This window comes from Kiloniella sp. (genome assembly GCF_048259265.1).
Taxonomy (GTDB): domain Bacteria; phylum Pseudomonadota; class Alphaproteobacteria; order Kiloniellales; family Kiloniellaceae; genus Kiloniella.
In genome coordinates, this window is sequence record NZ_JBLXHT010000003.1 from 310,125 (window position 1) to 336,949 (window position 26,825).

At 46.1% G+C, this 26,825-nt stretch carries 22 protein-coding genes; 16 read left to right on the plus strand and 6 right to left on the minus strand.

The window, feature by feature from the left end:
* The first annotated feature begins 16 nt into the window (after positions 1-16).
* The 14 genes from ACN0QW_RS07520 to ACN0QW_RS07585 all read left to right on the plus strand — a co-directional run bounded on the left by ACN0QW_RS07520 (position 17) and on the right by ACN0QW_RS07585 (position 16,481).
* On the plus strand, positions 17-1,501 hold the full coding sequence (locus ACN0QW_RS07520) for a flagellar hook-length control protein FliK (protein WP_417430194.1): 1,485 nt from the start codon (positions 17-19) through the stop codon (positions 1,499-1,501).
* A 20-nt stretch (positions 1,502-1,521) separates the two neighbouring features.
* Positions 1,522-2,232, plus strand: a complete 711-nt coding sequence (locus ACN0QW_RS07525) for a flagellar hook assembly protein FlgD (RefSeq protein ID WP_417430196.1) — start codon at positions 1,522-1,524, stop codon at positions 2,230-2,232.
* Between the two features lie 90 nt (positions 2,233-2,322).
* Positions 2,323-3,954 carry a flagellar hook protein FlgE gene (locus tag ACN0QW_RS07530; RefSeq protein WP_417430198.1) on the plus strand — a complete coding sequence of 544 codons (1,632 nt, stop codon included), beginning with the start codon at positions 2,323-2,325 and terminating at the stop codon, positions 3,952-3,954.
* A gap of 204 nt (positions 3,955-4,158) precedes the next feature.
* Positions 4,159-4,464, plus strand: a complete 306-nt coding sequence (locus ACN0QW_RS07535; RefSeq protein WP_417430200.1) for a DUF1153 domain-containing protein — start codon at positions 4,159-4,161, stop codon at positions 4,462-4,464.
* 225 nt (positions 4,465-4,689) lie between these two features.
* A complete protein-coding gene (gene fliF, locus ACN0QW_RS07540; protein WP_417430202.1) occupies positions 4,690-6,477 on the plus strand; it encodes a flagellar basal-body MS-ring/collar protein FliF in 1,788 nt (595 codons plus the stop codon).
* Between the two features lie 44 nt (positions 6,478-6,521).
* Positions 6,522-7,532 (plus strand): flagellar motor switch protein FliG, encoded by a 1,011-nt coding sequence (gene fliG, locus ACN0QW_RS07545; RefSeq protein ID WP_299380034.1) that lies wholly within the window; start codon positions 6,522-6,524, stop codon positions 7,530-7,532.
* A gap of 12 nt (positions 7,533-7,544) precedes the next feature.
* Positions 7,545-8,357 carry a hypothetical protein gene (locus ACN0QW_RS07550; RefSeq protein ID WP_417430204.1) on the plus strand — a complete coding sequence of 271 codons (813 nt, stop codon included), beginning with the start codon at positions 7,545-7,547 and terminating at the stop codon, positions 8,355-8,357.
* Between the two features lie 53 nt (positions 8,358-8,410).
* Positions 8,411-8,707, plus strand: coding sequence for a flagellar motor switch protein FliN (gene fliN, locus ACN0QW_RS07555; RefSeq protein ID WP_299380048.1), 297 nt, complete (start codon positions 8,411-8,413; stop codon positions 8,705-8,707).
* 24 nt (positions 8,708-8,731) lie between these two features.
* Complete coding sequence (locus ACN0QW_RS07560; protein ID WP_299380039.1) at positions 8,732-9,571, plus strand: motility protein A; 840 nt, start codon at positions 8,732-8,734, stop codon at positions 9,569-9,571.
* A 39-nt stretch (positions 9,572-9,610) separates the two neighbouring features.
* A complete protein-coding gene (locus ACN0QW_RS07565) occupies positions 9,611-11,059 on the plus strand; it encodes a sigma-54-dependent transcriptional regulator (protein WP_417430207.1) in 1,449 nt (482 codons plus the stop codon).
* Between the two features lie 27 nt (positions 11,060-11,086).
* Positions 11,087-13,204, plus strand: coding sequence for a flagellar biosynthesis protein FlhA (gene flhA, locus ACN0QW_RS07570; RefSeq protein ID WP_417430209.1), 2,118 nt, complete (start codon positions 11,087-11,089; stop codon positions 13,202-13,204).
* Between the two features lie 58 nt (positions 13,205-13,262).
* Positions 13,263-14,240: a GTP-binding protein gene (locus tag ACN0QW_RS07575; protein WP_417430211.1), complete on the plus strand. Its 978-nt coding sequence runs from the start codon at positions 13,263-13,265 to the stop codon at positions 14,238-14,240.
* Positions 14,240-15,037 carry a MinD/ParA family protein gene (locus ACN0QW_RS07580; protein ID WP_417430213.1) on the plus strand — a complete coding sequence of 266 codons (798 nt, stop codon included), beginning with the start codon at positions 14,240-14,242 and terminating at the stop codon, positions 15,035-15,037. The genes ACN0QW_RS07575 and ACN0QW_RS07580 overlap by 1 nt, the downstream gene beginning before the upstream one ends.
* On the plus strand, positions 15,030-16,481 hold the full coding sequence (locus ACN0QW_RS07585; RefSeq protein WP_417430215.1) for a hypothetical protein: 1,452 nt from the start codon (positions 15,030-15,032) through the stop codon (positions 16,479-16,481). Before ACN0QW_RS07580 ends, ACN0QW_RS07585 begins: the two co-directional genes overlap by 8 nt.
* A 108-nt stretch (positions 16,482-16,589) precedes the next feature.
* Here ACN0QW_RS07585 and ACN0QW_RS07590 read toward each other — a convergent pair whose 3' ends face one another.
* Positions 16,590-19,022 (minus strand): GcvT family protein, encoded by a 2,433-nt coding sequence (locus ACN0QW_RS07590; RefSeq protein ID WP_417430217.1) that lies wholly within the window; start codon positions 19,020-19,022, stop codon positions 16,590-16,592.
* Between the two features lie 85 nt (positions 19,023-19,107).
* Positions 19,108-20,670 (minus strand): trimethylamine methyltransferase family protein, encoded by a 1,563-nt coding sequence (locus ACN0QW_RS07595; RefSeq protein WP_417430219.1) that lies wholly within the window; start codon positions 20,668-20,670, stop codon positions 19,108-19,110.
* A 180-nt stretch (positions 20,671-20,850) separates the two neighbouring features.
* Here ACN0QW_RS07595 and ACN0QW_RS07600 point away from each other — a divergent pair, with 180 nt between their 5' ends.
* Entirely contained in the window at positions 20,851-21,750 is a 900-nt protein-coding gene (locus ACN0QW_RS07600) for a LysR family transcriptional regulator (RefSeq protein WP_417430221.1), read from the plus strand.
* A 42-nt stretch (positions 21,751-21,792) separates the two neighbouring features.
* Here ACN0QW_RS07600 and ACN0QW_RS07605 read toward each other — a convergent pair whose 3' ends face one another.
* Positions 21,793-22,224 carry a hypothetical protein gene (locus tag ACN0QW_RS07605; protein ID WP_417430223.1) on the minus strand — a complete coding sequence of 144 codons (432 nt, stop codon included), beginning with the start codon at positions 22,222-22,224 and terminating at the stop codon, positions 21,793-21,795.
* On the minus strand, positions 22,221-23,663 hold the full coding sequence (gene fliI / locus ACN0QW_RS07610; protein WP_417430225.1) for a flagellar protein export ATPase FliI: 1,443 nt from the start codon (positions 23,661-23,663) through the stop codon (positions 22,221-22,223). Before fliI ends, ACN0QW_RS07605 begins: the two co-directional genes overlap by 4 nt.
* Before the next feature lie 310 nt (positions 23,664-23,973).
* Here fliI and ctrA point away from each other — a divergent pair, with 310 nt between their 5' ends.
* Positions 23,974-24,687, plus strand: coding sequence for a response regulator transcription factor CtrA (ctrA, locus tag ACN0QW_RS07615; RefSeq protein WP_299379410.1), 714 nt, complete (start codon positions 23,974-23,976; stop codon positions 24,685-24,687).
* Positions 24,688-24,803: 116 nt separating this feature from the next.
* Here the strand turns inward: ctrA and ACN0QW_RS07620 are convergent, their stop codons facing one another.
* Both ACN0QW_RS07620 and ACN0QW_RS07625 read right to left on the minus strand, forming a co-directional pair.
* Complete coding sequence (locus ACN0QW_RS07620; RefSeq protein ID WP_299379413.1) at positions 24,804-25,649, minus strand: CheR family methyltransferase; 846 nt, start codon at positions 25,647-25,649, stop codon at positions 24,804-24,806.
* Positions 25,646-26,818 (minus strand): protein-glutamate methylesterase/protein-glutamine glutaminase, encoded by a 1,173-nt coding sequence (locus tag ACN0QW_RS07625; RefSeq protein WP_417430228.1) that lies wholly within the window; start codon positions 26,816-26,818, stop codon positions 25,646-25,648. Before ACN0QW_RS07625 ends, ACN0QW_RS07620 begins: the two co-directional genes overlap by 4 nt.
* Positions 26,819-26,825: the final 7 nt, after the last annotated feature.

Sequence of the window (26,825 nt, forward strand, 5' to 3'; positions counted from 1 at the left end):
GAGATTCAGGGATAGAATGATGAATAACTACAATATCGACATTAACAGAGCTGTTTCCCAACAGTCGACGGCAAAAGGTAAACAGGCACCTAATGCTAGCCAAGTATTTGCAGAATACCTGAACTCTGTCGGCTCATCTGGTAAATCTGCGGCTGTCAATCCCTCCCTGACACGTGATAATTCATTACTCGGAAATATCTTTAATAAGGCACCTTGGCCTGGAGAACGCGAAATCAGCTTCAGCGCCCCGAAAGAAACATTCGAAGACAAGACAAAGGCCCATGAAGATACAAAACCATCTGCAGTCGAGCACCCCGCAGATGAAGAAGACCATACTGCACAGCATGCGTCAGACGACAAAAGGGATTCATCTGATCTAAAAGATGACCAGCAAGCGGCCACGTCTGATATCGATAACAACGATGCACCCCTTGAGAATAAAGAAGTTCATTCAAATGAAAATACAGCAACAGATAGCAATGATGTCGCAGCTGCTGTTGCAGAACCAGCCTCTCAACAGGCGGCTTCTCAGACAGCAGCTAGCTTAAAACAGGCCGCTACCAACGGAGCTGCTAACCAGGGTTCTCCGGCTACTGTAGCCCCCCAACAGAGCGCAAAACCTGAAAGCGCCAACCAAGGGGTAAATAATGCAGGTGTAGCCAATGTTAAAGTCACAGAAGCAGAAGTAACATCAAGGCCAATGAATAGCCTGACCGGCTCTACATCAGTAAGTGCACAAAGCAGTCAGGATGCGAACACCGCCTCGGCAAATGCGAGTGCCCAAGACAAATCAAAAGGCTTGGCCACAGCAACCGCTGCACAAACAGTTAATGGCAAGACAGCAACACCAGGTCAGGTCGCACAAGCCGTTTTGGCTAACAGTCCAGGGCAAAATGGCAATAACGCTAACGGGCAGTCCCAAAGTAACAACGGAATGATCAAAGCTGATCTTGGCCAAGTGACAAACGCAAAAACACAAGTACAAACTGGTAATCTGAATTTTGCAGATACACTGGCATCAACAAGTCGTACTTCCAAGCCAGCACCGACTGCCCCATTACAAAGCACTCTAAGATCAATGAATGTAACGCCAGCCGATCAGCTGTCGATACACATTCGCAAGGCGGCCGGTGCCAATAAAGACAGTATCTCAATAAAACTACACCCATCCGAACTAGGACGCGTAGATGTGAAATTGGAAATTGTCGACGGCAGTACCATGAAAGCCATGATTTCAGCAGAACGTCCGGACACACTGGATATGTTGCAAAGAGATTCTAGGATGCTGGAAAAGGCATTGCAAGAAGCGGGTCTTAAAACAGATGGACAAAGCCTGAGCTTCAACCTCAAGCAGGGTGGTAGTGAACAAAATCCTACACACAACCAAGGCCCTGAATTATCTGACACAGAAAACGTTTCTGCGAGTGACGAAGACTTAACTGAAACAGCAGACATTGTGAAAAAATCGTCACATGACGGCGACTTGGACATTAGTATTTAAGGGAATGGCAGGAGAATAAAATGGACACGACAGCAGCACAAGCTCCAGCCCCCGTCAACGGAGTAGCATATCAAGAATCTGGTGGGTCAGGCTCCTTAACCGGTGGCCAGTCACTCAACGATACATTCGACATGTTCTTAAAACTGTTGACCACTCAGCTCAAAAATCAAGATCCATTGGAACCGACAGATAACACCGAATTTGTGAATCAATTAACACAATTCACCCAAACTGAAGCTGGATTGAACACAAATAAGAAGCTCGACAGCTTGATTGCTCTGCAAAGTAACACTCAACTAACCTCTGCCCTTGATTACGTTGGAAAAGAGGTAAAAGCAGACAGTATTGTTCTCAACCTGAGCGATACCGGAGCAGACGCGATTTATGGTTTGACGGCGAATGCAGCCACGACTGAGATTAAAATTCTTAATTCCGAGGGCAAGACAGTACGAACCCTTCAAGGTCAAACCTCTGCAGGACAACATACAATTCATTGGGACGGCAAAGATGACAATGGAAACCAGATGGAAAATGGCATCTATGCTTTCAGTGTTGTCGCTAAAGATTCTGATGAAAAGATAATTCAAACGGCACAAGGCATTCAAGGTACGGTCACAGGCGTTCAGATGAGCAATGGTAGCGTCATCTTGAACATCGGCGAAATTGAAGCACCTCTGGATAGCGTCCAGGCCGTCGTTCAGAAAAGTTCCACCACCGGAGAAAGTTCTTAAGATGAAAATGAGTACTTATGTAGATTTATTTTATCGGACGAAGAGCTTGCTCTGCCTAATTGCACTCTTTACCACTAGGGAGATTGGATCATGAGTATTTATGGCGCCCTTTATTCTGGCGTGTCCGGGCTCTCGGCTCAAAGTAATGCGATGGGCATGATTTCGGACAATATCGCAAACGTTAACACAACTGGCTACAAAGGCGTGACAGCACGCTTTTCAACCTTGGTTGCCCAATCTTCGAGTGAAACGCTCTATGCCCCTGGTGGTGTACGTTCCGCTCCGTTGAGAAACATTGATAAACAAGGCCAATTACAAGGTACGGCATCTGCGACTGATCTGGCCGTTGCTGGTAAAGGTTTCTTTGTCGTCGCCGACAGACCAGGTGGTGCGACAGGAACACAATACCTGTTTACCCGCGCGGGATCATTCAGGCCAAACGCCTCAGGTGACCTCGTGAATGCCGGTGGATATTACTTGCAAGGGTGGCCGATAACTCCGGGTAGCAGTACGCCGACCAGCGGCAGTACCTTTACTGGGCTTGAAACGATCAACGTTGCAAATCTAAATGGTACGGCACGGGCGACGACGAACCTAGAGCTTGCACTTAATCTACCATCGACAGTTCTACCTACAGAACAGACAAGTGACGTGGCCCTTGAAACAAACCTCGACAGTGCAGCTGTAGCAGGCACACAGCATGATGTGGTCACAACTGTAAACGATCCAACAGGTGTCGCACAATCAGTCACATATCGTTGGACAAAACTAGCTGCTGCAAACCAGTGGAGCTTTGAAGCATTGGCTCCAGCCGGTGGTTCAGTTAATAATGGCGGCCCGACAACAGTTGTATTCGATCCGGCAACCGGTCGTCCGACATCTGGATTTCCGCCTCCCGATCCGCTCTACTCCTGGAACAACGGATCATCAAGCACCATTGACGTCGGCAGTTACGGCAATGCTATCACAGAAACTGCGGCTGCTTCAGCATCAACAGCAACACAGTATAACGATCAATATCTGGCGACAGTTCAAGTATATGACGACTTGGGTAACACCCATGATATGCAGTTGGCGTTTACCAAAACAGCCGCAAATGATTGGTCCATGACTGTCTTAAACCCAACATTGAACGGTGCCACCAGCGGCATTGTTGCCAACCTACCGCGTACAATTCAATTTTCCGGTGGCGTTCCAAGTTTGATCAACATGCCACCGATTACAATTGATTGGTCCGTAGGTTCAACAGGCGCGACAAACAGCACAATTGCTCTTGACGCAGGTACTGTTGGATCACCAGATGGGATTATCCAGTTTTCTGGCAACTTCATTCTTAACTCTGCTGAACAGGATGGCGTGACCTTTGGTAATTTCCGAGGTGTATCCGTTAATGAAGAAGGGGTTGTAACCGCCCTTTTTGACAACGGCGAACAACTGGATATTGCACAAATTCCTCTTGGCATGTTCCCAAATCCCAACGGTTTGGAAGGCAGAACGGGGAATGCATATAGTGCGACAGCAGAATCAGGAAACTTCTTGCTCAACCGTCCGAAGGTGGGTGGCGCAGGACTGATTGCCTCTTCTTCACTAGAAGCTTCCAACGTTGATCTTGCCGAAGAGTTCACGAAAATGATTGTGACCCAACAGGCTTATTCCGCAAGTTCGAAAATCATTACGACAGCCGATGAAATGCTTGATGAGCTCATAAGAATCGCTCGATAAGCAATATTAACGAAAACAAAAAATTATTTTTACAGCCATTCATTTTTGAATGGCTGTTTTTTTGTCTCTAAAAGACTGTTTAACAAGACAAATTAAATAATACATAAAATTTAAGACAAATTGTCTAAATTATTGATATTAATAGTTTTTCAATAACCTCCCGCTATAAAAGCAACTCTTATTTAAATTGCTGGAGTAAAAACCATGCCGTCTCGCAATTTAGGCCGACGGACGAGTGATGTGGATATAAATGCACATCCTCTTTCTCTTGATGATCTACCGCCACCAGAAACGAAAAGGTGGGTCATACGACGTAAAGCACAAGTTGTTGCCGGTGTTCGAAATGGCGTCATAAGCCTCGACGATGCCTGCAAGCGGTATAAGTTATCATTAGAAGAGTTTCTTTCTTGGCAGCGCTTGATTGATAACCATGGATTACGCGGACTGAGAACGACTCATCTACAAAAATACCGTATAGACACTGAACATAAAGAGGCATCAAAACACTAGAAAAATATGTATGTCTTTTTAATATCGCCTCTAATTTTCACAAAAAAATAGCCTTTATTATTGAGCTTATTGTTATTTACGCAATAAGCTCTTGACTTATATAGATAAAATTTGATTCAATCCGCTGGGCAATTTTTTCCCACCACTAGGCAATTTTTTCCTTTGTTAACGTCCTATTTACCGAATAGCTATAGGTTAGTGTTAGCAGATTTTAAGTGTCTGTAAGTGAATAGCAATAATTCGGATCGTGCGGTAGTGAATACATTCGTAGATACATTGAAGAACCTCGGGCCTGTTCGCCTTGGCATAATGGCTGGCGTAGCAGCGGCTATTATTGCATTTTTCATATACCTGACCGGACGTGTTGCTACACCGGAAATGGCATTGTTATATGCCGATCTCGATACGCAGGATGGTGGACAAATTGTTAGTGAGCTCGAACAACTTCAAGTTCCTTACAAACTTTCACCTGCTGGCGATGCTGTTTATGTCCCCAGTAACAAAGTAGGCGCAATGCGTGTCGCTATGGCAGAAAAAGGACTGCCATCCGGCGGTTCAATCGGATACGAGATCTTTGACCAATCCGAAGCCTTGGGAACAACAAGCTTTGTACAGAATATAAATCACTTACGTGCACTAGAAGGAGAACTCTCCCGGACGGTTAAATCTATAAACAGAATTAAACAGGCCCGGGTTCATCTTGTATTACCACAAAGAGAGCTTTTTAGCAGGGACAAACAATCCCCCTCTGCATCAGTTGTCGTGACAACACAGGGCAACAATACTCTGGACCGCCAGCAAATTTTATCTATTCAGCATCTGATTTCTGCTGCTGTACCGGGTATGAAGCCCTTAAACGTATCCATTATTGATGACAAAGGGAACCTTCTGGCCCGCGGCGGAGAAGAAGGTGATCTCAATCAACTGACAAGTACTGCTGACGAGCGCCGTGTTGCTTATGAAACGCGATTGATGCGTACTGTAGAAGAATTATTGGAACGGTATGTTGGGCGCGGCAATGCTCAAGTTCAGATTTCAGCAGAAATGGACTTTGACAGAGTAACAGAAAACTCAGAAACGTATGATCCTGATGGTCAGGTTGTCCTGTCTACGCAAACAGTTGAAGAAAGCGCGAATGAAGCTGATAATGCCGGAAATGAAGGCATTACTGTTGGTAACAATCTACCTGATGCCAACCTAGGTCAGCTCGGTGGTGCTTCAGGAAGCCAGAGCAACAGTTCTCGCCTGGAAGAGACAGTCAACTTTGAAAACTCAAAAATCATTAAAACACGTGTTCGCGAAACCGGTGCTGTAAGGCGCCTCTCTGTGGCCGTTATTATCAATGACATCACAGAAGTTAATGAAGAGGGTGTAAGAACCTTTACAAGCCGAAGCGAAGAAGACCTTGCACAGCTTGGCGCAATCGTCAGATCGGCCGTCGGTTTTGATGAAAACCGTGGCGACACAGTTGAAGTTGCCAATTTCCGTTTTGCTGAACTTGATCCCCTACTCCTTCCAGAAGAAGGTGTTCTTGGGATGGATAAAGAAGATATGATGCGTTTTGCTGAACTCTTTATCCTTGGGATTGTTGCAATTCTAATCCTACTCCTTGTTGTGCGCCCTCTTGTTACACGTGTCATTGATGGTGATTTTGCACCTGTCGGCGATGGTGAAGGTGGTGGCACCATCACGGTTCCCGGCCCTGATGGACGCCCAATGGTTATGGCCGTTCCGACAGGAGCCCCAGGGGCAACCATGATACCCGGCATGCCTGCTCAGATAGGCGCTGATGGAACACCTCTTCTAACCTCAACTGCGGGGGGAACTGATGAAGCAGGCCTTCCGACCGAGGCAGGTGGGGTCAACAACGAAATCGAACAAATGATCGATATGAACAAGGTAGAGGGGCGTGTCCGCGCCTCATCCCTGAACAAGATTGGGGAAATTGTCGAAAAACATCCTGAAGAAGCTGTCCAGATTATACGCGGATGGCTTTATCAGGAAGGCAAATAATATTTAGCACAGTCCGAATATGACCACAGGTAAGAGTAACAAGTATGCGTGACGACTACAGAACAATGACCGGCCCAGAGAAGGCAGCACTTCTTGTGATGGCACTGGGCGAAGCGCAAACAGCTCAACTTTTTGCGCTCATGGAAGATGACGAAATCCGCGAGATTTCACAAATCATGGCGACACTTGGTACTGTGAGTGCTCAGCTGATTGAACGTTTACTCGTTGAGTTTGCGGACCAGATCTCTACGACAGGCACTATTGTCGGAAGCTATGACAGTACAGAACGCTTGTTGATGAAAGTTCTCGACAAGGACCGTGTCGACACCATCATGGAAGAAATTCGTGGCCCCGCTGGTAGAACAATGTGGGAAAAGCTTGCGAATGTTAACGAAAATGTGCTCGCGAATTATCTTAAGAACGAGTACCCACAAACAGTCGCAGTTATTCTATCCAAAGTTAAACCAGAACATGCTTCACGCGTTCTTGGACTTCTTCCAGAACCCTTCGCAATGGAAGTTGTAATGCGTATGCTCCGCATGGAAGCCGTTCAAAAAGACGTTCTGGATGATGTTGAAAGAACACTTCGAAACGAGTTTATGTCTAATCTGGCACGAACCAATAGGCGTGATTCACACGAAATGATGGCTGACATCTTTAACTTCCTTGATCGGAACGTTGAAAGCCGCTTTATGAATGCCCTAGAAGAGCGAAACAAAGATTCAGCAGAACGCATCAAAGCCCTGATGTTTACTTTTGAAGACCTAGGCAACCTCGACCCCGGTGGGGTTCAAACTCTCTTGAGCGCTGCTGAAAAAGACAAACTGGCAATTGCACTCAAAGGTTCCTCTGAAACACTCAGAGAACTCTTCTTTACAAATATGTCTGAGCGCGCCGCCAAAATCATGAAAGAAGATATGCAGGCAATGGGGCCAATTCGTCTCAAAGATGTGGACGAAGCTCAAATGTATATGGTTACCATTGCCAAAGACCTTGCTGAAAAAGGTGAAATCGTTATGGCCGACTCAAAAGGCGAAGACGAGTTGGTGTATTAGGAGCAATAGGTGGTGGCAAATTCTACACAAAAGTTCCTTTTTGATACCTCGTTTGAAGGCCGGGAAGAGTCAAACAAAAACAAATCCCAGAATAGCTCTACAAATAATTTTTCGGACTTTATGGGCAACTCCGCACCCCCGCCCCCTGATGTTGAAGAGAATATAGAGCCAGAAGAAGTCCCCTTACCGGAAGGCGCCGTTTCTGCAGAAAATCTGGAATTGGAAAAACAGGCTGCCTATGCCGAGGGTTTTACCGCCGGGCAAATAGATGCACAAAATCATGCCGATGAGACAGCTAACGCATTAATCGCACAATCGATTAATCTGATAACAGAACAATTACAAGGACTTCAAACAGTTCAACAATCTCAGGTTCAGGAACTTCAAAGTGTTTCGATGGAAGTTGTACTTACAGCGCTCAAGAAACTTTTCCCAAGCTTAGTGAACAACACATCACTGGACGAAATTATTCTTGTTTTCCGAGAATGTCTTGATCGTCTTCCACAAGAACCAAGATTGGTTATTCGTGTTTCAGATACAACACTGGATGACGTACAAGACAAACTGGAACAGGTCGCCCAGCAAAGTGGTTTTAATGGCAATTTAGTATTTTTGTCAGAGCCCGGCATGATGGCAGGCGATGTTCGGGTGGAATGGGCCGAGGGTGGCGCAGAAAGAACTGCGACAGAGCTTTTACAAGAAATTGAAACAATTATTAGTCGAGCAATTACAAATTTCTCACTGCCCGGAGCTGCCGGGAAAACCAGTGCAACGCCAGCATCAGACAGCCCGGCAGTTGTACCAACCGATGAGACAACGCAATGAACGATGATGACACACAAACCCCAGCTGAAGACACTTTTCCTGACATGCCTGAGATGGAAGATGACTCAGCAATGCCAGAGCCTGGCGGACGCCCGCCGACCAACGCAAAGGAACTGGAAGCCGTCTACGACATTCCGGTACAGGTTTCAGCCATTTTGGGTAAAGCCAATATGCAAGTCAGCCAACTTCTCAAACTGGGCCGCGGTGCTGTCATTGAACTGGACCGTAAAGTTGGTGAAGCCATTGATATCTATGTAAACAATAGATTAGTCGCACGTGGTGAAGTCGTTGTTGTTGAAAACCGCCTAGGCGTGACAATGACAGAGATCATCAAAATGGACAGAAACTAGGACTATTTGGGATAACAGCTAAAAATGGCAAATACATCTCAAACGCGCGCTACAGAAGGGACAGAAGTTCCCAGTCGCCCGCAATCCAATGCAACGGTTGATTATGCAACGCTGGGCGGTGTTGCTGGTGCGTTTTTGATCATTATTATCGCAATGATTGTTGGGGGCTCCCCAGGATCATTCTTTAATTTGCCTGCTATTCTGATTGTCATTGGCGGAACATTTTTGGTGACAACGATCTCCTTTACCTTTGATGAGGTAAGCAGATCGCAAAAAACAATGATGCGTGCAGCATTCTACCAAGCTGAAACCCCAAAGAATGCAGCTCTTCAGGTTCTTTTTTTGGCAGACAACGCCCGACGAAACAGTATTCTGTCTCTACAAAAACACCTGAAAGACATTCAAAACAGTGTCTTTTTACACCGCGCAACAGAAATGCTTGTGGATGGTATAGCGCCAGAACAACTGGAAGCAGTCCTAGAACAGCAGCTAATTGCCACACAAACCCGGCATCAACGTTCTGCTAATATCCTAAGAAGAGCAGGCGAAGTTGCCCCTGCCATGGGCTTGATAGGAACGCTCGTTGGGCTGGTCCAAATGCTTAGTAATCTTGAAGACCCCAGTACAATTGGTCCCAGCATGGCTGTTGCTCTTCTTACAACATTTTATGGGGCCATTTTATCAAACATGGTTTTTCACCCACTTGCTGCCAAGTTGGAACGAATTTCTCAAACTGAAGCGATCGTGAATCAAATCTATACCATTGGTATCTGTTCTGTATGTAAGCAAGAAAATCCAAGACGTTTGGAGATAATGTTGAACACTATTCTCTCTCCGGACCAGAGAGTGAATTATTTTGATTAAGACGGTCATATACGTAACCGTCGACCAGGAGAGTAAGTTATGCGCCTACTAATTGTTGGCTCACTAGAAGGACATATGATCACTGCCGGCAAAATTGCCTTTGAAAAAGGTGCAAAAGTGGCAACTGTAGATGACGTTGATCAGGCGATGGCCTCTTTACGCACAGGAAATGGTGCTGATTTGTTGATGGTCGATATCGGTTTGGATATTGATAAACTTTGTAAACACCTGGATGCAGAACGCTTTTCCGTTCCTGTCATTGCCTGTGGCATTGGCACCCAACCGTCAAAAGCTGGCGACGCCATAAGATCCGGCGCAAAAGAATACATTCCGCTTCCTCCCGATGCTGAACTTATTGCAGCAGTCTTAGCCGCGGTGACAGAAGAAACCACGTCACTGATCTACAAAGACCCCGCGACCGCAGCAGTCTTGAAACTGGCTGAACAAATTGCTCCATCAGACGCCTCTGTATTGGTGACAGGTGAAAGCGGTACGGGTAAAGAAGTAATGTCACGGTTCCTGCATACAAAATCCAAACGGGTAAAAAAGAACTTCATCTCGGTTAACTGTGCAGCAATTCCAGAAAACCTTTTGGAATCAGAACTTTTCGGTCATGAAAAAGGGGCTTTTACAGGCGCGATCTCTCGACGTATCGGGAAGTTCGAAGAAGCAAACGGGGGAACCCTTTTGCTCGACGAAATTTCAGAAATGCACCCTCGCCTACAAGCAAAATTATTAAGGGCCGTGCAGGAACGTGAAATTGATCGTGTCGGGGGCAACCAACCTATTAAGGTTGATATCCGTTTGCTCGCGACCTCGAACAGAGACTTGGAAGAAGAAGTCAGAAAAGGGAACTTCAGAGAAGATCTTTATTTCCGCCTTAACGTCGTAACAATCGAAATGCCTTCCCTCCGGGATCGTCCTTTGGATATAGAAATTCTAGCTGATCATTTTCTCGGAAAGTATGCCGAATCAAACGGTGTCCCTAAGCCTGCCATCACACCAGAAGCGATGGCTCAGCTTTTGCAGCATCACTGGCGCGGAAACGTTCGGGAACTGGAAAACACAATGCACAGAGCTGTGCTGTTATCTCGCGATAATCTTGTCAGCCCCGAAGCCATCATGTTAACCGGATCCAGCTTTGCACCAGCTGCAGCGGCCAGAACAGCTGCTTCACAAGCACCAGCGAGTACAGCAGCGGCAAATGCCTATGGCGGTGCGCAAACACCAGCCCAACCGGCATCACCAAATGTCGGCGCTTCAGAAACCCCAATTGACGAAAAACTTGTCGGTAGAACCGTCGCAGATGTTGAGAAAGATTTAATTCTGAACACCTTGGAGCATTGTTTGGGCAACCGAACTCATGCAGCCAATATTCTGGGTATTTCCATTAGAACCCTTCGCAACAAGCTAAAAATTTATAGCGAAGACGGAACTGAAATTACTAGTCCAGGCAATATCAGTGAACACTTAAGCCCGTCGGTTTGAGTCACATAAACAGTATCAGAGTACAGTATGTCTGACAGTAGCCCACAACAAGATGGCAAAAAGCTAGGCCTGCCAGCTTCCGTTTCTTCAGCGATTGAAGCAATGAAGCGTGGTGATATCGCCTTGGCCCTTGGTGTTATCGCAATTCTGATTGTTCTGATTTTGCCGATGCCGAGTTGGTTGCTGGATATTTCTCTGGCGCTTTCTATAACACTTTCAGTTCTGATCCTTATGACCGCCCTTTTTATTCAAGGGCCACTGGAATTTGGTTCATTCCCAACCGTGTTGCTTATTGCCACAATGCTACGGTTATCACTCAACCTGGCATCAACAAGATTGATTCTTGCTGAGGGGCACCAAGGCACAGCAGCTGCTGGACAGGTAATTCAATCGTTCGGCAACTTTGTCATGGGTGGCAACTTTGTTATCGGTATTATTGTTTTTGGTATCCTTGTCATCGTCAACTTTATTGTTATTACAAAGGGCGCGGGCCGTATTGCGGAAGTATCAGCACGTTTTAGTTTGGATGCGATGCCCGGCAAACAGATGGCTATTGATGCAGATCTATCAAGCGGTCTTATTGATGAAGGCGACGCCAGAGAACGTCGCAAGACACTCGAAGATGAAAGTAACTTCTTTGGGGCCATGGATGGTGCTTCAAAGTTTGTTCGGGGTGACGCCATTGCCGGACTTCTTATAACTTTCATTAATGTTATCGGCGGCATTATCATTGGTGTTGCTCAGCGTGACATGGCTGTAGGAGATGCGGCAACCTCATACACTCTGTTAACTGTTGGCGATGGCCTTGTTTCACAAATTCCTGCGATTGTTGTCTCTACGGCAGCTGGTATTCTGGTTTCCAAGACCACAACAACAGGTTCTGCGGACAAAGCTATTTTTGCACAGCTTGGTGGATACCCTCGAGCTCTTGGGCTATCATCAGCCCTTATGGTCGCACTCGCTGTTGTGCCGGGCACACCTGCTTTTCCGTTTCTCCTGCTCGCCGCAGCAACAGGTGGGCTGGCTTGGTATAGCGACAAGAAAGATATACAAAAAACCGAACTTGCAGATAAGAAAGAGCTGGAAGCAGCAGAACCCGCACCTGTTGCGGAAGAACCAATCTCAGCATCCTTGCAGATCGATAACCTTCGGCTTGAACTGGGCTATGCACTGCTCCCCATGATCAATGGACAGGGTGGGGAAAGGCTCACAGATCAAATTAAAGGCCTACGTCGACAACTGGCTCAAGAACTCGGGTTTGTGTTACCGTCCGTACGTATTCAGGATAACCTTCAGCTCGGCGCGAACAGCTATGTTATTCGCGTTAAAGAAATAGCCGCCGGCGAAGGAGAACTTCGTCCCAATATGTTCCTGATCATGGACCCTCGCGGCGATAAAATCCAACTCGTTGGCGAGGAAACTGTCGAGCCAACATTCGGATTACCGGCGATGTGGGTTGATGAAGGTCAGAAGGAAGAAGCCCTATTCCGTGGCTATACAGTTGTTGATGCCTCAACAGTGATCACGACCCATATTACCGAAGTTGTGAAAGACAATATTTCTGAATTGCTTTCTTATGCTGAAACACAGAAATTGCTCGATGAACTCGGTGAAGAACACCAGAAGCTTATTGGCGATCTTATCCCCAATCAAATTTCAGTCGGTGCCTTGCAACGTGTGCTGCAAAATCTACTTGGCGAACGTATCTCCATTCGTGATTTACCGACCATTCTCGAAGGGATTTCAGAAGCCTGTGCCTATACACGAAACGCTACCTTTATTACCGAACATGTACGTTCGCGCCTTGCCAGACAGATTTCCAATGATAATCAGAATGAACAAGGCTTTATTCCAATGATCACGCTGTCCCCTCAGTGGGAGCAAGCTTTTGCTCAGGCGTTGGTGGGTGAAGGTGAAGAAAAACAGCTTTCTATGCCTCCTACCCAGCTTCAAGAATTTATAACTGCTGTTCGTCAGACATTTGAGCGCCATGCCATGATGGGTGAAGCACCTGTCATGTTGAGCAGCCCGGTTATTCGTCCCTATGTACGTTCTATTGTAGAGCGCTTTCGGCCCACGACGGTCGTCATGTCGCAAAATGAAGTGCATCCAAAAGCAAAAATTAAGACTTTGGGAGTTATTTAGCTCCTATGATCACAAGACAAGAACGAGTTAAACTTTATTGGGCTGGAGCGATCGTGGTATGCGATTAAAGCACTATATCGCTGAAAATCTACCTGATGCCATGAATCAGGTCCGTCTTGATTTGGGTGAGGATGCGATCATTCTCTCCACGGATGAATTAGGTCCCGGTCAAGGCGTCCGTGTCACGGCAGGACTTGATGATGAGCCCGAGAATGATTTCTCTATTTCCGATCCTCAAGACGATGTAGATATTGTCGACGAAATAACAGAAGTACTTGATTTTCATCGCCTTCCCCATGAAATGATCGATATGCTTGTCGGACATGCGATGGGGGTTCCTGCATCAGAATGGCATATTTCTCTTGCTGGGGCATTGGACAACAATTTCCACTTTGGGCAGATCCCTAGCCGGGCATTATCCAAACCATTAATGCTCGTTGGCTCCCCTGGCGATGGTAAAACCTCGACCATTGCCAAGCTTTGCGCCAGGGCCAGATTATCAGACATACCAACAACAGTAATAACAATTGATGCAGAAAAAACAGGTGGTGTCGAACAGATCGCCGCTTTCTGTCATCGTCTGCAAATAAATCTGGATATCGCCGAGACACCAGAAAAACTTGCAGAATCTATTCACAGACCTCCATCTGATCACCTGCTATTAATTGATACGATGGGCGTGAACCCTTTTGATGATGATTCCCTGAATTATCTGGCAGAATTTGCCCAGGCCGCAAATGCCGTATCGACACTCATCATTCCTGCCGGGGGCGATGTTTATGAAACAGCAGATAAAGCCGCTGCGTTCAAATCACTGAATACAAAATACATTATTCCAACAAAACTAGACATGACACGGCGCTTTGGTGGCTTATTAACGGCAGCCCACAGTGCAGAACTCACCTTTATGGCTGCGGGCATATCCCCGCATATCGCAGACGGATTATCCCCTATAAATCCAGTATCTCTGGCACGGCTATTGCTTCCTACCAGACTAGAATCCCAACAGCACTCTCTTGCAACAGGCACACGCTGATGAACCAAGCTAAAAACCATAATGTTCAATCTTTGCATAATAAATTACTCTGCAAGAACATGATTGCCATAGCATCAGGCAAGGGTGGTGTCGGTAAGACCTGGCTGTCGATTACTCTGTCACATGCGCTATCAAGCTTGGGATGCCGGACTCTGTTGTTTGATGGTGATCTTGGTCTAGCGAACGTTGACATTCAACTGGGTCTCGCTCCAAATAAAGATATGGGGGGCGTCTTAAACGGCAGGTACTCTCTCAAAGAAGCGGCCGTGAGTTATCCAGACGGAGGCTTTGATGTCGTTGCGGGTCGGTCAGGCTCTGGTAATTTAGCGAACCTTCCTGCGCCTCGTTTGAACAGTCTAACAACGGATTTAGCAAATCTATCCCAATCTTATGACCGGATTATTTTGGATCTTGGTGCAGGAATTGACAGAACCGTACGCCAACTTGCATCACAAGCTCAGGTCTGCTTGGTCATCACAACAGATGAGCCAACCTCACTCACAGATGCATATGCCTTTATCAAGCTGACAAAAATGCAACGCCCTGATGCTGATCTACGTGTTATCGTGAACATGGCAGAAACAGAACATGACGGGCACAAGACCTACAATACCATTCGTAAGGCTTGTGAATCCTTTTTGAAAATAACGCCACCACTTGCAGGTATTATTGTTCGGGACAATAAGGTAAAGGAAGCAATTCGCAATCAAACACCTCTGCTGGTAAGATATCCATCATCAACCGCTGCAGAGCGCGTAGAACAGATTGCCCGGAATTTGCTAAAAGGGCATGAATAAGGTCCGACTTCCACTTGCAACAACACCAACCAATCAATCCGGAGCAACTCAAACAGCTCAGGCCAGTACGCTTGCAAATTATCCCCCGACCCTTACAAACCAAAAGATACAAGAACAACTAAGCGGAACAATAAAAGGACAGACACCACAAGGACAATTACTTGTCCAAACTCTACTCGGTGAGTTATCTGTTAACACCAACATTAAGCTCCCTGCCGGAACAGAAGTCATTGTCCAATTTCGAACCCATAAGCCTCCCTTTGAAGTTCTCATCCTGCCGCAAGGTGACAAAGCAAAAAAACTGTCCGGACAAATTCAACAAAATCCAACTGATAAGCTCAGCCTGAGCCACCAAATTCAAGCAACTCTTATCAGTAAACCAACAAGCAGTGCTGCTGTCCCTCTCCCCAAAACACTTCAGAACTTACAAATCGCCACGCAAATTTCCGTAAGAATGGAAGTATTGGGTCCTCCCCCCAAAAGCGCCGCACCGCAAGTTACGCCAGGCTTCCTTCATACTTCAACGCAACAATCAAGTTCAACGGCATCTCCACCAAATACGTCCGCAACATCACAGCCAGCAACTATGTTAAAAGCCACTGTAACAGGAAATACTCAAGGAAATCCTGTGGTTCAAACTGCCATTGGCACAATTCAACTTGCGATCAAGGCTTCCTTGCCTGTGGGAACACAAATATCCCTCACCCTGCTTTCGTTGGATGATTCAAAAGGAATAAAAACAGGCGATGGTTCTCGTATAGCATCAACAACAACCCAACCGGGACAGGACTTGCGCCAAGTTCTTCAAAGTGCATTGACCACTTTGGGACAACAGGGGCAATTTAATGCTCTCGCAAGCCATCTACCCCAAAAAGGCCCTGCGTTAACCGCAGGCATTTTGTTATTTCTAAACGCTTTGAAATCCGGATCCCCCAAAGGCTGGGCCGGAGAAGATACTCTTTCACTGCTCCGTGCAGCGGGCCGTCCTGAACTGGCACAGCAATTAACCACCGAAAGTTCGTTGATAACACGACCTGTTGAAACGGGCCAAGGGGAGTGGCGCATGACGCAACTCCCTATTCTCCACGATAGTCAATTACACCAAGTTAACCTGTTTGTCCGTGACAGAGAACATGACAAACAAGGACGCGGCAACCTGGAACACGAAGAAGTAACGCGCTTTAAGCTGGAGGTAGAGATGAGCAGAGATGGCGAAATGCAATTCGATGGCCTTGTAAAAAAAGGACGTTTTGATCTCGTTATCAGAAGCAGAAACAGTCTTCCCAAAACGATGGAAGTTAAAATATCTGACCTGTTTTACGGCGCAAACGAGGCCACTGGATTTGCCGGGAAACTTTCATTTGAAGTTTCGGAAAACTGGGAAAAACTAACTCAAAGCTCTCAAAAATTAATTGCAGGCTCTCATAACAGTACCATGGCTTAACACCCTCTCTCCCAAATACCACTCAAGACAACTTAGGCATGAAGGGATGAACATCTCACTTCATGCCTAAGTGCTTAACATTTGGATCTTCTGCTTATGTACTTAAAGTTACTCTAGATCACGAAGCTTTCTATTCTTTGGATCATATAGTGGCTCACTAGACACTACCGCTGGATAACGTTCCCCAAGAATACTAACTTCAAGTTCAGTCCCTTCCACGGCCAAATCAGTTCTCACAAAACTCAGGGCAATATTCTTTTCTATTGTATGGCCATATCCCCCAGAAGAAGATATCCCAACGATCTCATCACCCTTGAAAATAGGGGAGCAATAAGGTGCTTCAGCAATAGCGGTATCAATAATCAAAGGTACAAACCTTTCTTTGATACCATTCTCAAGATGTTGTTTTAGTGCCTCACGGCCCAAGAATGGACCTTTATCCAAGTCAACAAATCGATCCAAAGACAATTCGAAAGGCGTGTATTCATGAATAATATCAACTTTCCACGACCGATAACACTTCTCTAGACGCAATGAATCCATGGCATAGAGACCAAAGTCAGCAACGCCATACTCGTCTCCCGCCTTCATTACGTCATCATAAACCTGTCCCAAAAACTCCATCGGAACATGTAGCTCCCACCCGAGTTCACCAACGTAGTTCACCCGCATCGCCAGAACATCGGGGCAGTATCCAATTTCCATGCCTTGTGTCGTAAGCCAAGGGAAAGCCTTGTTGGATAGGTCCGTCTTGGTGATTTTACCAAGTAGATCTCTGGAACGAGGACCTGCAACCACCAGTGTTCCATAGCGATCTGTCAGGTTTTCAAATTCGACCGATCCATCGCCGGGCATATTTGAAACAAGCCAATCTTCATCATGCCATTCACCTGCACCAGCAGAAATAAGCCAGTAATGATCTTCTGCCAGTCTCGTGATGGTCATTTCTGTCATCATATGCCCTTTACGGGAAAGGAAATACGACAAGGACATGCCACCAACCCTAGGCATTTTTCCCGCAACCATATAATCAAGCCATGCAGTTGCCCCCGGGCCTGTAACTTCGTATTTCGTGAAACCGCCCAGATCCAGTACTCCGACACGTTCCCGCACAGCCTTACATTCAAACTTGACCGCGTCATTCCAATTTCGGCGTTCATCTAAAAAAGAAACTGTTTGCGCGTCCGGGCGATCTGTTTGCGGGAACCAGACCGCGCGTTCCCAGCCACCTCTTGCGCCGAAGAAAGCGCCTTTTTGTTTTAGCTTTTCATAAACAGGTGTCATCTTCGCCGGGCGGCCCGCGGGACGTTCTTCATGCGGGAAAGGAATTGCGTATTCGTTCTGATAAACTTCAATCGCTTTTTCAACCACATACCTTTGCGTGGCATAGTCCGTGTATCGGCGCGGATCCAACATCCACATATCCCATTCGGACTCACCTTCCAGAACTAGCTCAGCAATAATCTTACCCGCACCACCAGACTGCGTAATACCAAAGCTAAAACCACAACAATGGTAAAAGTTATCGAGTCCGTAGGCTGGGCCAATATAAGGTAATCCATCGGGTGTATAAGGAATTGGCCCGTTAATAACCCTAGAGACACCGCCCTTTTCAAGAATAGGAACACGGGCCATAGCTTGGCCGATGTACCATTCAATCCGATCTAGATCATCATTCCACAATTGTGAGGCAAAATTTTCGGGTAATCCATCCAGCCAATAGGGGGTGGCTTTCCATTCATAAGGCCCCAGAATAAGTCCGGCACGTTCTTGACGTAGGTAATAACTATCATCAGGGTCCCTGAAAAGTGGCAGTTTAGTATCAAGTGCTTCCAACTCGGGTATAGCATCGGTAACAAGAAACTGATGAGAGAGAGTTACGATTGGAATATACTGCCCCACCATTGCGGCGATCTCTCCGCCACGGTAACCACCTGCATTAATAACTTTTTCGCAAGTCACCGACCCTTTTTCACAATCAACACGCCACTCACCATTCGGGGTTTGTGTAATGGCAGTCACTCGCTTAAAGCGCTGAATTTGCACGCCCAGGTCCCGTGCACCTTTTGCATAGGCCTGTGTTAACTGACTTGGGTCGATATCCCCATCCAATGGGTCCCACAATCCCCCGACACAATCATGTGTTTCCAGATAAGGGTAATAATCTTTCATTTCACTTGGGTTCAGGATTTCATAATCCAGCCCCTGCGCCTTTGCCATGGACTGAACATGCTTGAACTCAAACATGCGCTCATCACTTTGTGCCAGACGAATCGACCCTGTGCGGGTATAGTTCATGGGATAGTCGACGTCTTCTGCAAGCCGTCCATACAGCTCAACCCCATAGGTTTGCATCTTCATGATATTGACGCTACTTGAATAGGTTGGGCAGTTTCCAGCGGCATGCCAAGTCGAGCCAGATGTCAGTTCATCCATTTCCAACAAGACGACATCTTTACACCCCATTTTTGCCAGATGATACGCAGCACTACAGCCAACCGCTCCCCCACCTATGATGACAATTCTTGCATGACTTTTCATAATTCACTTCCTGTTCTTCTTGATCTTATTTTTATTCGCACTTTATTTCTTGCCGGGCTGGCCCTCTACCCCCGGGGCGTAAATTTTACTTTGCGGTCATCATATCGCGGGGCAGCTTAATATTGTACTCAGCCCTGACCTGCTGATCCATTTCATCGCTGATATGGCGAGGGAAGTGATTATTCATCGTTTCCTGCACAATATTTGTTGCATTAAAAAGAGATGTCGGTCGTTTCTTCTCTTCCCATTCATTCGGGCTGCTTCGATCTGATGTCTCGGGATAGAAATATTCCGTTTCCATAACAGAAAGGGTTTGATCAGAACCAAGATAATGGCCGGGACCTTCTTCACAAACTTGGCGGATCGCTTCAATTGACAGAGTATCTTCATTGACATCAATGCCTCGAACTGTTCGCAGAACAGATCCAATCGTATCATTATCAAGTACAAGACTTTCCATACACATGCCCAGAAGACTGGCATGCATGCCCGCAGATTCATAAACCAGATTAGTTCCTGAATTTCCAGTTACGGCATGATTATACCCTTTTTCAGCCCCGGCCTGATAATCAGGAACTTTCGAATCACACATTCCGCTAGGTACACCCGTTGGTAGATCATAAAACCGCCCCATCTGGGCACAGGCTGCCACCAATAGGGCTTGTTCTCCGCTACCACCACTCATCGCCCCCGTTCTTAAATCAGAAACAAAAGGCCAAGTGCCAAAAACTGCTGGTGCGCCGGGCTGAATTGCATTCACATAAACAAGGCCAGCAAGAACTTCGGCAACTTCCTGTACAACCGATCCTGCTAATGAGGCAGGCGATGTCGCCCCCGCCTGCCCAGCCGATAACATAAGCACGGGCATGCCACCCCGCACTGCGACTTCCATACATTTACATGCATCTTCTGCAAACTTAAGGGGCGGCACAACAAAGCAATTCGACATACTGACAAAGGGACGCTCCCGCCACTTGTCTTCCCCACCAGCAACCATGTGCAGCATTTCTAAAGATTTTTCGATATGGCTTGGTTCAACCCAACTTGACCCCACATGTTTGGTGGTGCCTGAAATAGCTGCATAACAAGTATTAAAATCCATATCAAAGGGATCTGCCAGATCACGACATACCACTGAACGTTGAAAGAAATGGATGTTGTCCAGCTTATCCACCATACGTGCGATATCATACAGATCTTGCGTGGTTGATTCACGATAATCACCCGTGTGGGCATCGACCATATGAACCGCTGCGCCCGCTGTGCCAAAATAAATTTTGCTGCCTGACAAGTCCATATCGTGTTTTGGATCCTGTCCATGCAAGACGACATTACGATTAACCTTCACCAACATATCTTCGACAAGCGCACGCGGAAAAGTCAAACGACCGTTGTCTTTCAATATACCGCCCGCAGCCGTAACAGCTTCAATACAACTCGGTATCGCATCGGCAAGTCCGATATTTTCCAACACATCCAAAACTGCAGAATGAATACGCTTAACTTGTAAATCGTTCAGGACTTTATAATTTCCACTATCCAAACCAGGCTGGATAGCACGCTTATCCTCGGCTAACGGTGCAGCTCGCAAGGCTTGGCGGGCTTGGCGCCCTCCCCGACGTCGGGATGAAACAACAACTTCACTCATGGGGGTCTCCAGAAAAGATATTTGAGTCCATTGTTAGTCTCGGTTTAGAATCAGACAAATGATCCTTTTTCACTAAATGGTCACTTTTACTCACCATTTGAAATTGACTTTATGTCATAATCATAAAAGATTTGGATAGTTACTACGCTTGTTGCCACACGATACTTGAGGGTTTTTATATTGTTAAAGAAAAGACATCTGCCGAATTTGAACGCTCTTCGCGCTTTTGAAGCAGCAGCAAGGCATTTGAATTTTCGCCTCGCGTCCGAAGAACTTAATATAACCCACTCGGCCATCAGCCATCATATCAAAAACCTCGAAGACCAATTGAGCGTAAACCTGTTTGCCCGTGCCGGACGAAATGTCGTTCTCACAGAGGCTGGTAAAATCTATCTGCCGATACTAGAAGATAGCTTTGATCGAATTGCGGATGGAGCACGTATGGTGCAGTCTCTTGAACGCCCCAAAACCTTGCTGGTACAAGTTTATATTACCGTCGCAATGTTTTGGTTACTGCCCCGAATTCACGAATTCTATAAAGTCAGTAAAGGTATTCAGGCACAGTTGAATACATCCTATCTGGATTGGAAATTCGACAGGGCAGGAACAGATGTCGGTATCATCTGGGCAGCAAAAAAAGAACCTGATCTTGTTTATTATCATCTGGCCGAAGCACATCTTTCCCCTATGTGTCACAAGGACTTAATCACAGGAGAACACCCTGTACGCAACTCTGAAGACCTGCTGCAATACGATATCCTGCAACTCTTTAATCATAACCATGATTGGGCGATGTGGTTTCAGCAAGAAGATATCTCTGACTGGGCACCAGATCAGGCCATTACCTTTGACAACTATCTTCTCGCTCTAGAAGCTGCAAACAAGGGCCGCGGAATTGCTATGACAAATAGCCCCTTCGCGACCCCCCGAGATATTAACAGCCCCCTCGTAAAACCCTTTGGGGATAAAACCTGCCATAGCGGTGATTGGTATCTCGTATGCAAACCTGAACTTGCCGAAAGCAATAAGGTTAAAACGTTTCATAAATGGCTCGTTGAAGAGCTCAAAATCAACAATTGATAAACTGACCTTCAATTGAGATACTCATCCAATTAAAGGGCATTAATTATTTTCTGATGCTTTGCGTCGCCTATATTGTTGTATACCCATTTCATCAAAGGCGGCTTGTTCTTTTTTCTTCAGAACATCCTGCTGCCTTTTAATGTCATTTGCCTGCGCTTCTTCGTACTTCTTCAAATCCTGATAGATTTCATGTAACTCTTGTTGCGCAATCGCCTTCAAGGTTATGACTTCTTCAATGGATGTTTCCAAACGCTTACGCCGTTCGCGGGCAGCTTCAGCATAGGCAGGATAAGTCTGTGCCATATCAGGATGTTGCGACGCGAAGTCCTGCTCTTTAGCAACTTCAGCATCCAATTTTTCGATATCTTGTTCTAACTTGATCCCCAAGCTTTCCAGGTCAGCGAGCTTTTGCTGGGCTTCATCCAACTTCCAGCTATGTACCCTTACAATACTGTCAATTGGGGTCTTCATGATTCAGTCCCCGTTCCATCTATATTCTGTTGTCCTTGGGGTGGCATCTGGCCAGTTTCCTGCCCGAGCACCTCAGCATTCGGATTAAATTCAACTGCCGGGTCACCTCCTTGCCCCCAAGGCAAACCAACTGCGGCCGCGAGTTGTTCATACCCGATTGCAAGGTTACTTTCTTCGTACTTTCCTTGTGTCAAAAAGGCTTCCAATCCACCGTGGTGCGCAATGGCTTCATCAATTACAGGGTCGGACCCTTCGGTATAAGCACCGATGCGAATAAGTTCTGCCATATTGTCATAAGTAGAGAGTAATTGGCGCCCCCGGGTCACCAATTCATTTTCAGCGTCAGTATTACATCCGGGCATTGTACGCGAAACACTACGCAGTAGATTAATTGCCGGAAACCTGTTTCGTTCAGCAATCGCACGATCAAGAATAATATGACCGTCCAGAATACCCCGAACAGCGTCAGCAATCGGCTCGTTGTGGTCATCACCTTCGACCAAAACGGTGAAAAGACCTGTGATTGATCCCTGCGCTTTAACACCGGGTCCTGCGCGCTCCAAAAGCTGTGGAAGCTCTGCAAAAACCGATGGTGTATAGCCTTTACTCGCAGGGGGTTCACCAGCAGAAAGACCAATTTCACGCATGGACATGGCAAAACGAGTAACCGAGTCCATAAGACACAGTACATCCCGACCATTATCCCTAAAATACTCTGATAACGCCATTGTCATGTAAGCTGCCTGGCGCCGCATCAACGGTGGTTCGTCTGAAGTAGCGACAACGACCACTGAACGGGCAAGCCCTTCTGGCCCCAAATCGTCCTCAAGCCATTCCTGAACTTCTCTTCCGCGTTCTCCAATCAAACCGATAACGTTAACATCCAAGGATGTATAGCGTGCCAGCATAGACAACAATACAGATTTTCCGACCCCCGATCCTGCAAAGATCCCCATGCGCTGTCCCTGACAACAAGACAGGAAGGTATTGATCGCCCTGACACCCAGATCAATCTTACCGCCAACACGTTGCCGTCCGTGGGCCGGGGGTGGAGAGCTTCGAACTTTGTATGGATCTGGTCCCATTGGCAAAGGACCTTTACCGTCAATAGGCTCACCCAAGGCATTAACAACTCTTCCAAGCCATGCTTCAGATGGATGGATAGATGGCTCGCTCGAAGCAAGGATTGCTTTACACCCTAAACCAATACCGTCTAAAGAACCAAAAGGCAGCAATAGCGCATGGCCTTGTCTGAAACCGATAACTTCGCAAGGGACGCGTCTTTCATCTTTTGCAATCAAGATACAACGTGAACCGATCACCAACAGTCGATCAAGACCTGACAATTCAACCAGCATCCCCAGAACACCGGACACTCTTCCATAAACCTGATAATCCGAGAGGTCTGATATCTCTCTGGTTAAACTTTTGAGAGGCATTCCGTATTCTATACCCTGTAAAAAATATTAATTATGTAACAACCAGAAATTCTATTTCTAAATATCTGAGGTTGAATTCTATATCTCGACACTATTTTTACACATTTGTTTTAATAGCAGCTTAACCAGAAATTCTTTCCAAAAAATCAATTTTGGCAGAAAAATAGTCCCGTTGTGTAAAATTTGTTCTAAATTTTCGGGTATTTTTAACTTTTAAACAGCCTTGGTAAGATTTTGTTAATATTCGTTACCGAAAATGGTTAACAATATTCATATTGGTTTAACGAACATTAACAACCGGAATTTGAACATGCGAGTCTTGCTAGTAGAAGATGATGCCCCAACAGCCCAAGGCATCGAAATGATGCTCAAGTCAGAAGGCTATGTCTGCGACACGACAGACATGGGCGAAGACGGGCTCGAAATAGGTAAAATTTACGATTACGACATTATCATTCTTGATCTGATGTTACCTGATATGGATGGCTATGAAGTCATTCGTCGCCTTCGGGCCTCCAGAGTTGAAACACCAATCCTGATCCTGTCCGGCCTGAACGGTCTGGATGATAAAATCAAAGGTCTCGGTTTTGGTGCTGATGATTATCTGACAAAACCGTTTGATAAACGAGAACTTATTGCACGTATCCAAGCGATTGTACGCCGCTCAAAAGGGCATGCTGCTTCTGTTATCAACACGGGAAAACTCAAGGTAAACTTGGACACGAGAACAGTCGAAGTTGAAAACAAGCTGCTTCACCTAACGGGTAAAGAATACGGAATTCTGGAGCTCCTTTCCCTCCGTAAAGGCACAACCCTTACAAAAGAGATGTTCCTCAACCACCTGTATGGCGGCATGGATGAGCCTGAGCTGAAAATCATTGACGTTTTTGTCTGCAAACTACGTAAAAAACTGTCAAATGCCACAGGCGGTGAGAACTATATCGAAACTGTATGGGGACGCGGATATGTTCTGCGTGATCCTGTTGAAAACAGTGCAGATACACCGCAACTTGCTTCAGCCTAAACTTTTCTTTTAAGAAAATTTTACCTTACTGAATTTATCAAAAAAATCAGCCAATCAAAAAGGGCCTCTGAATTAAATTCAGTGGCCCTTTTTTTACTTCTAACTTTAACAGTCGCTTAAACAGCAGCAGCCTTATTCACCAACTCACCATTGCGAACCAGGCCATATATTCCTCTCTTCCCAGGAATAAGCTGAAATTCGTCAGAAATACCAAGAACTGTTTCTGCACCGCCCAGATATAAGAATCCATCATCCGGCATTTGCTTCGCAATGTTTTTCAAAACAACCGATTTTGTTGGCTGATCAAAATAAATAAGCACATTACGACAAAAGACGATATCGAATTTCCCAAGCATTGCAGGGCTTTCAAGAAGATTAAAGGACTTGAAAGTCACCATATTTCGGATAGAACTGTCGATCTGCCAGCGATCTCCATTTTGCTGGAAATACTTCACAAGAAGATTGATCGGCAATCCTCTTTGTACTTCGAACTGCGTGTAAACACCCTCTTTGGCCTTGTTCAGAATTTCATTAGACAGATCCGTCGCAATGATCTCTATCTTCCATCCAGCAAGAGCTGGCCCTGCTTCTTTCAAAAGCATCGCCAAGGTATAGGGCTCTTGCCCGCTGGAACACGCTGCCGACCAAATTCGTATTGTTTTACTCGAAGCTCTTTTCTCCAGCATATGCGGAAGCACCAGATCTTTAAACTGATCAAAAGGCTTTTGATCACGGAAGAAAAACGATTCATTTGTCGTCATTGCTTCCGTGATGTCATTAAGAATACGTTCGTCATTCGTCGCACGAACCTTTTGAACAAGTTCGTCAAAACCGCTCATGCTCCATTTGCGAGCAACAGGGTTCAAGCGACTTTCCAACAGATAGGCTTTATCCTGACTCAGGACCAAACCAGAACGTTTCTTTAAAAATTGCGAAATAAAATCAAAATCACTCACGTTCATGCCGCCGACCTCATAACAAGTTGTCGTACATTTGACGCCATCTCCTTGATTGGAAGAACCGCGGAACAGAGTCCTGCAGTTGCTACCGCACCTGGCATCCCCCACACCACACTTGTTTGTTCGTCCTGAGCAATAACGGAACCACCGGCCGCCGTTACTACTTCTGAACCTCGTAAACCATCACTTCCCATCCCGGTAAGAATTAGAACCAAAAGACGAGAGCCATAAATTTTAGATAAACTTCTGAGCATAGGATCGACCGCAGGCCGACAGAAGTTTTCGGGTGGTTCTTGGTTCAGGCGAATCACCGTATTCACCCCTTGTTTTTCAAAAACCATATGATACCCGCCAGGTGCAAGATAGATGTGTCCACCTTTAATGACCTCTCCATCTTCACCTTCTTTACTTGGCATACTTGAAACCCTTGCAATATGTTCCGCAAGCAAAGCTGTAAAAGTGGCTGGCATATGCTGTGTAATAACCACCGGCTGCGTAATGGTTCCCAAATTACCAAGCACATCAAACAGGGCTTGAGGCCCTCCTGTCGAGCTTCCAATTGCAAGAACATCCGGTTTCGTAATAATGTCTTTACGAAGTGTAATTGTTTTACTGGGATACAAACTTGACGGAGCAGCCGTTGTTTCTCTTGGCTTTAGGGCTGATGAACTTGCCGTCCCTTGCTGTGATTTAGCCGCAGATGGTAAGGGCGCTTTTTGGCTAGCTCTTGCTACCTGCCCCAGTGCCTTAACCTTTTCTACAAGTTCGTGTTTAAAATCACTGGCCTTGGTCAGTTCACCAGAACTGGTTGGCTTCGGGATATAATCGGCAGCGCCTAAGCGCATCGCCTTCAAGCTTATTTCCGCGTTTTTACGTGTCAGTGTCGATGCCATGATGACTTGGACATCAGGTTTAACCTGAAGCAGCTTTGGTAAAGCCGTCAGACCGTCCATAACCGGCATCTCGATGTCCAAAACAACAACATCGATATTTTGACTTTCTAAACGTTTAACTGCGATTTCACCATTAGATACAGATTCGACTACAGAAACTTGTGGATCGCTCTCTAAAATTCTGGTGAGGAGTCCCCGAATAACTGCAGAATCATCAACTACCATAATCCGATACGCATTATCGGACTTGCCGCCTTGATCAGTAGTGGATGTATTCATCGACAAG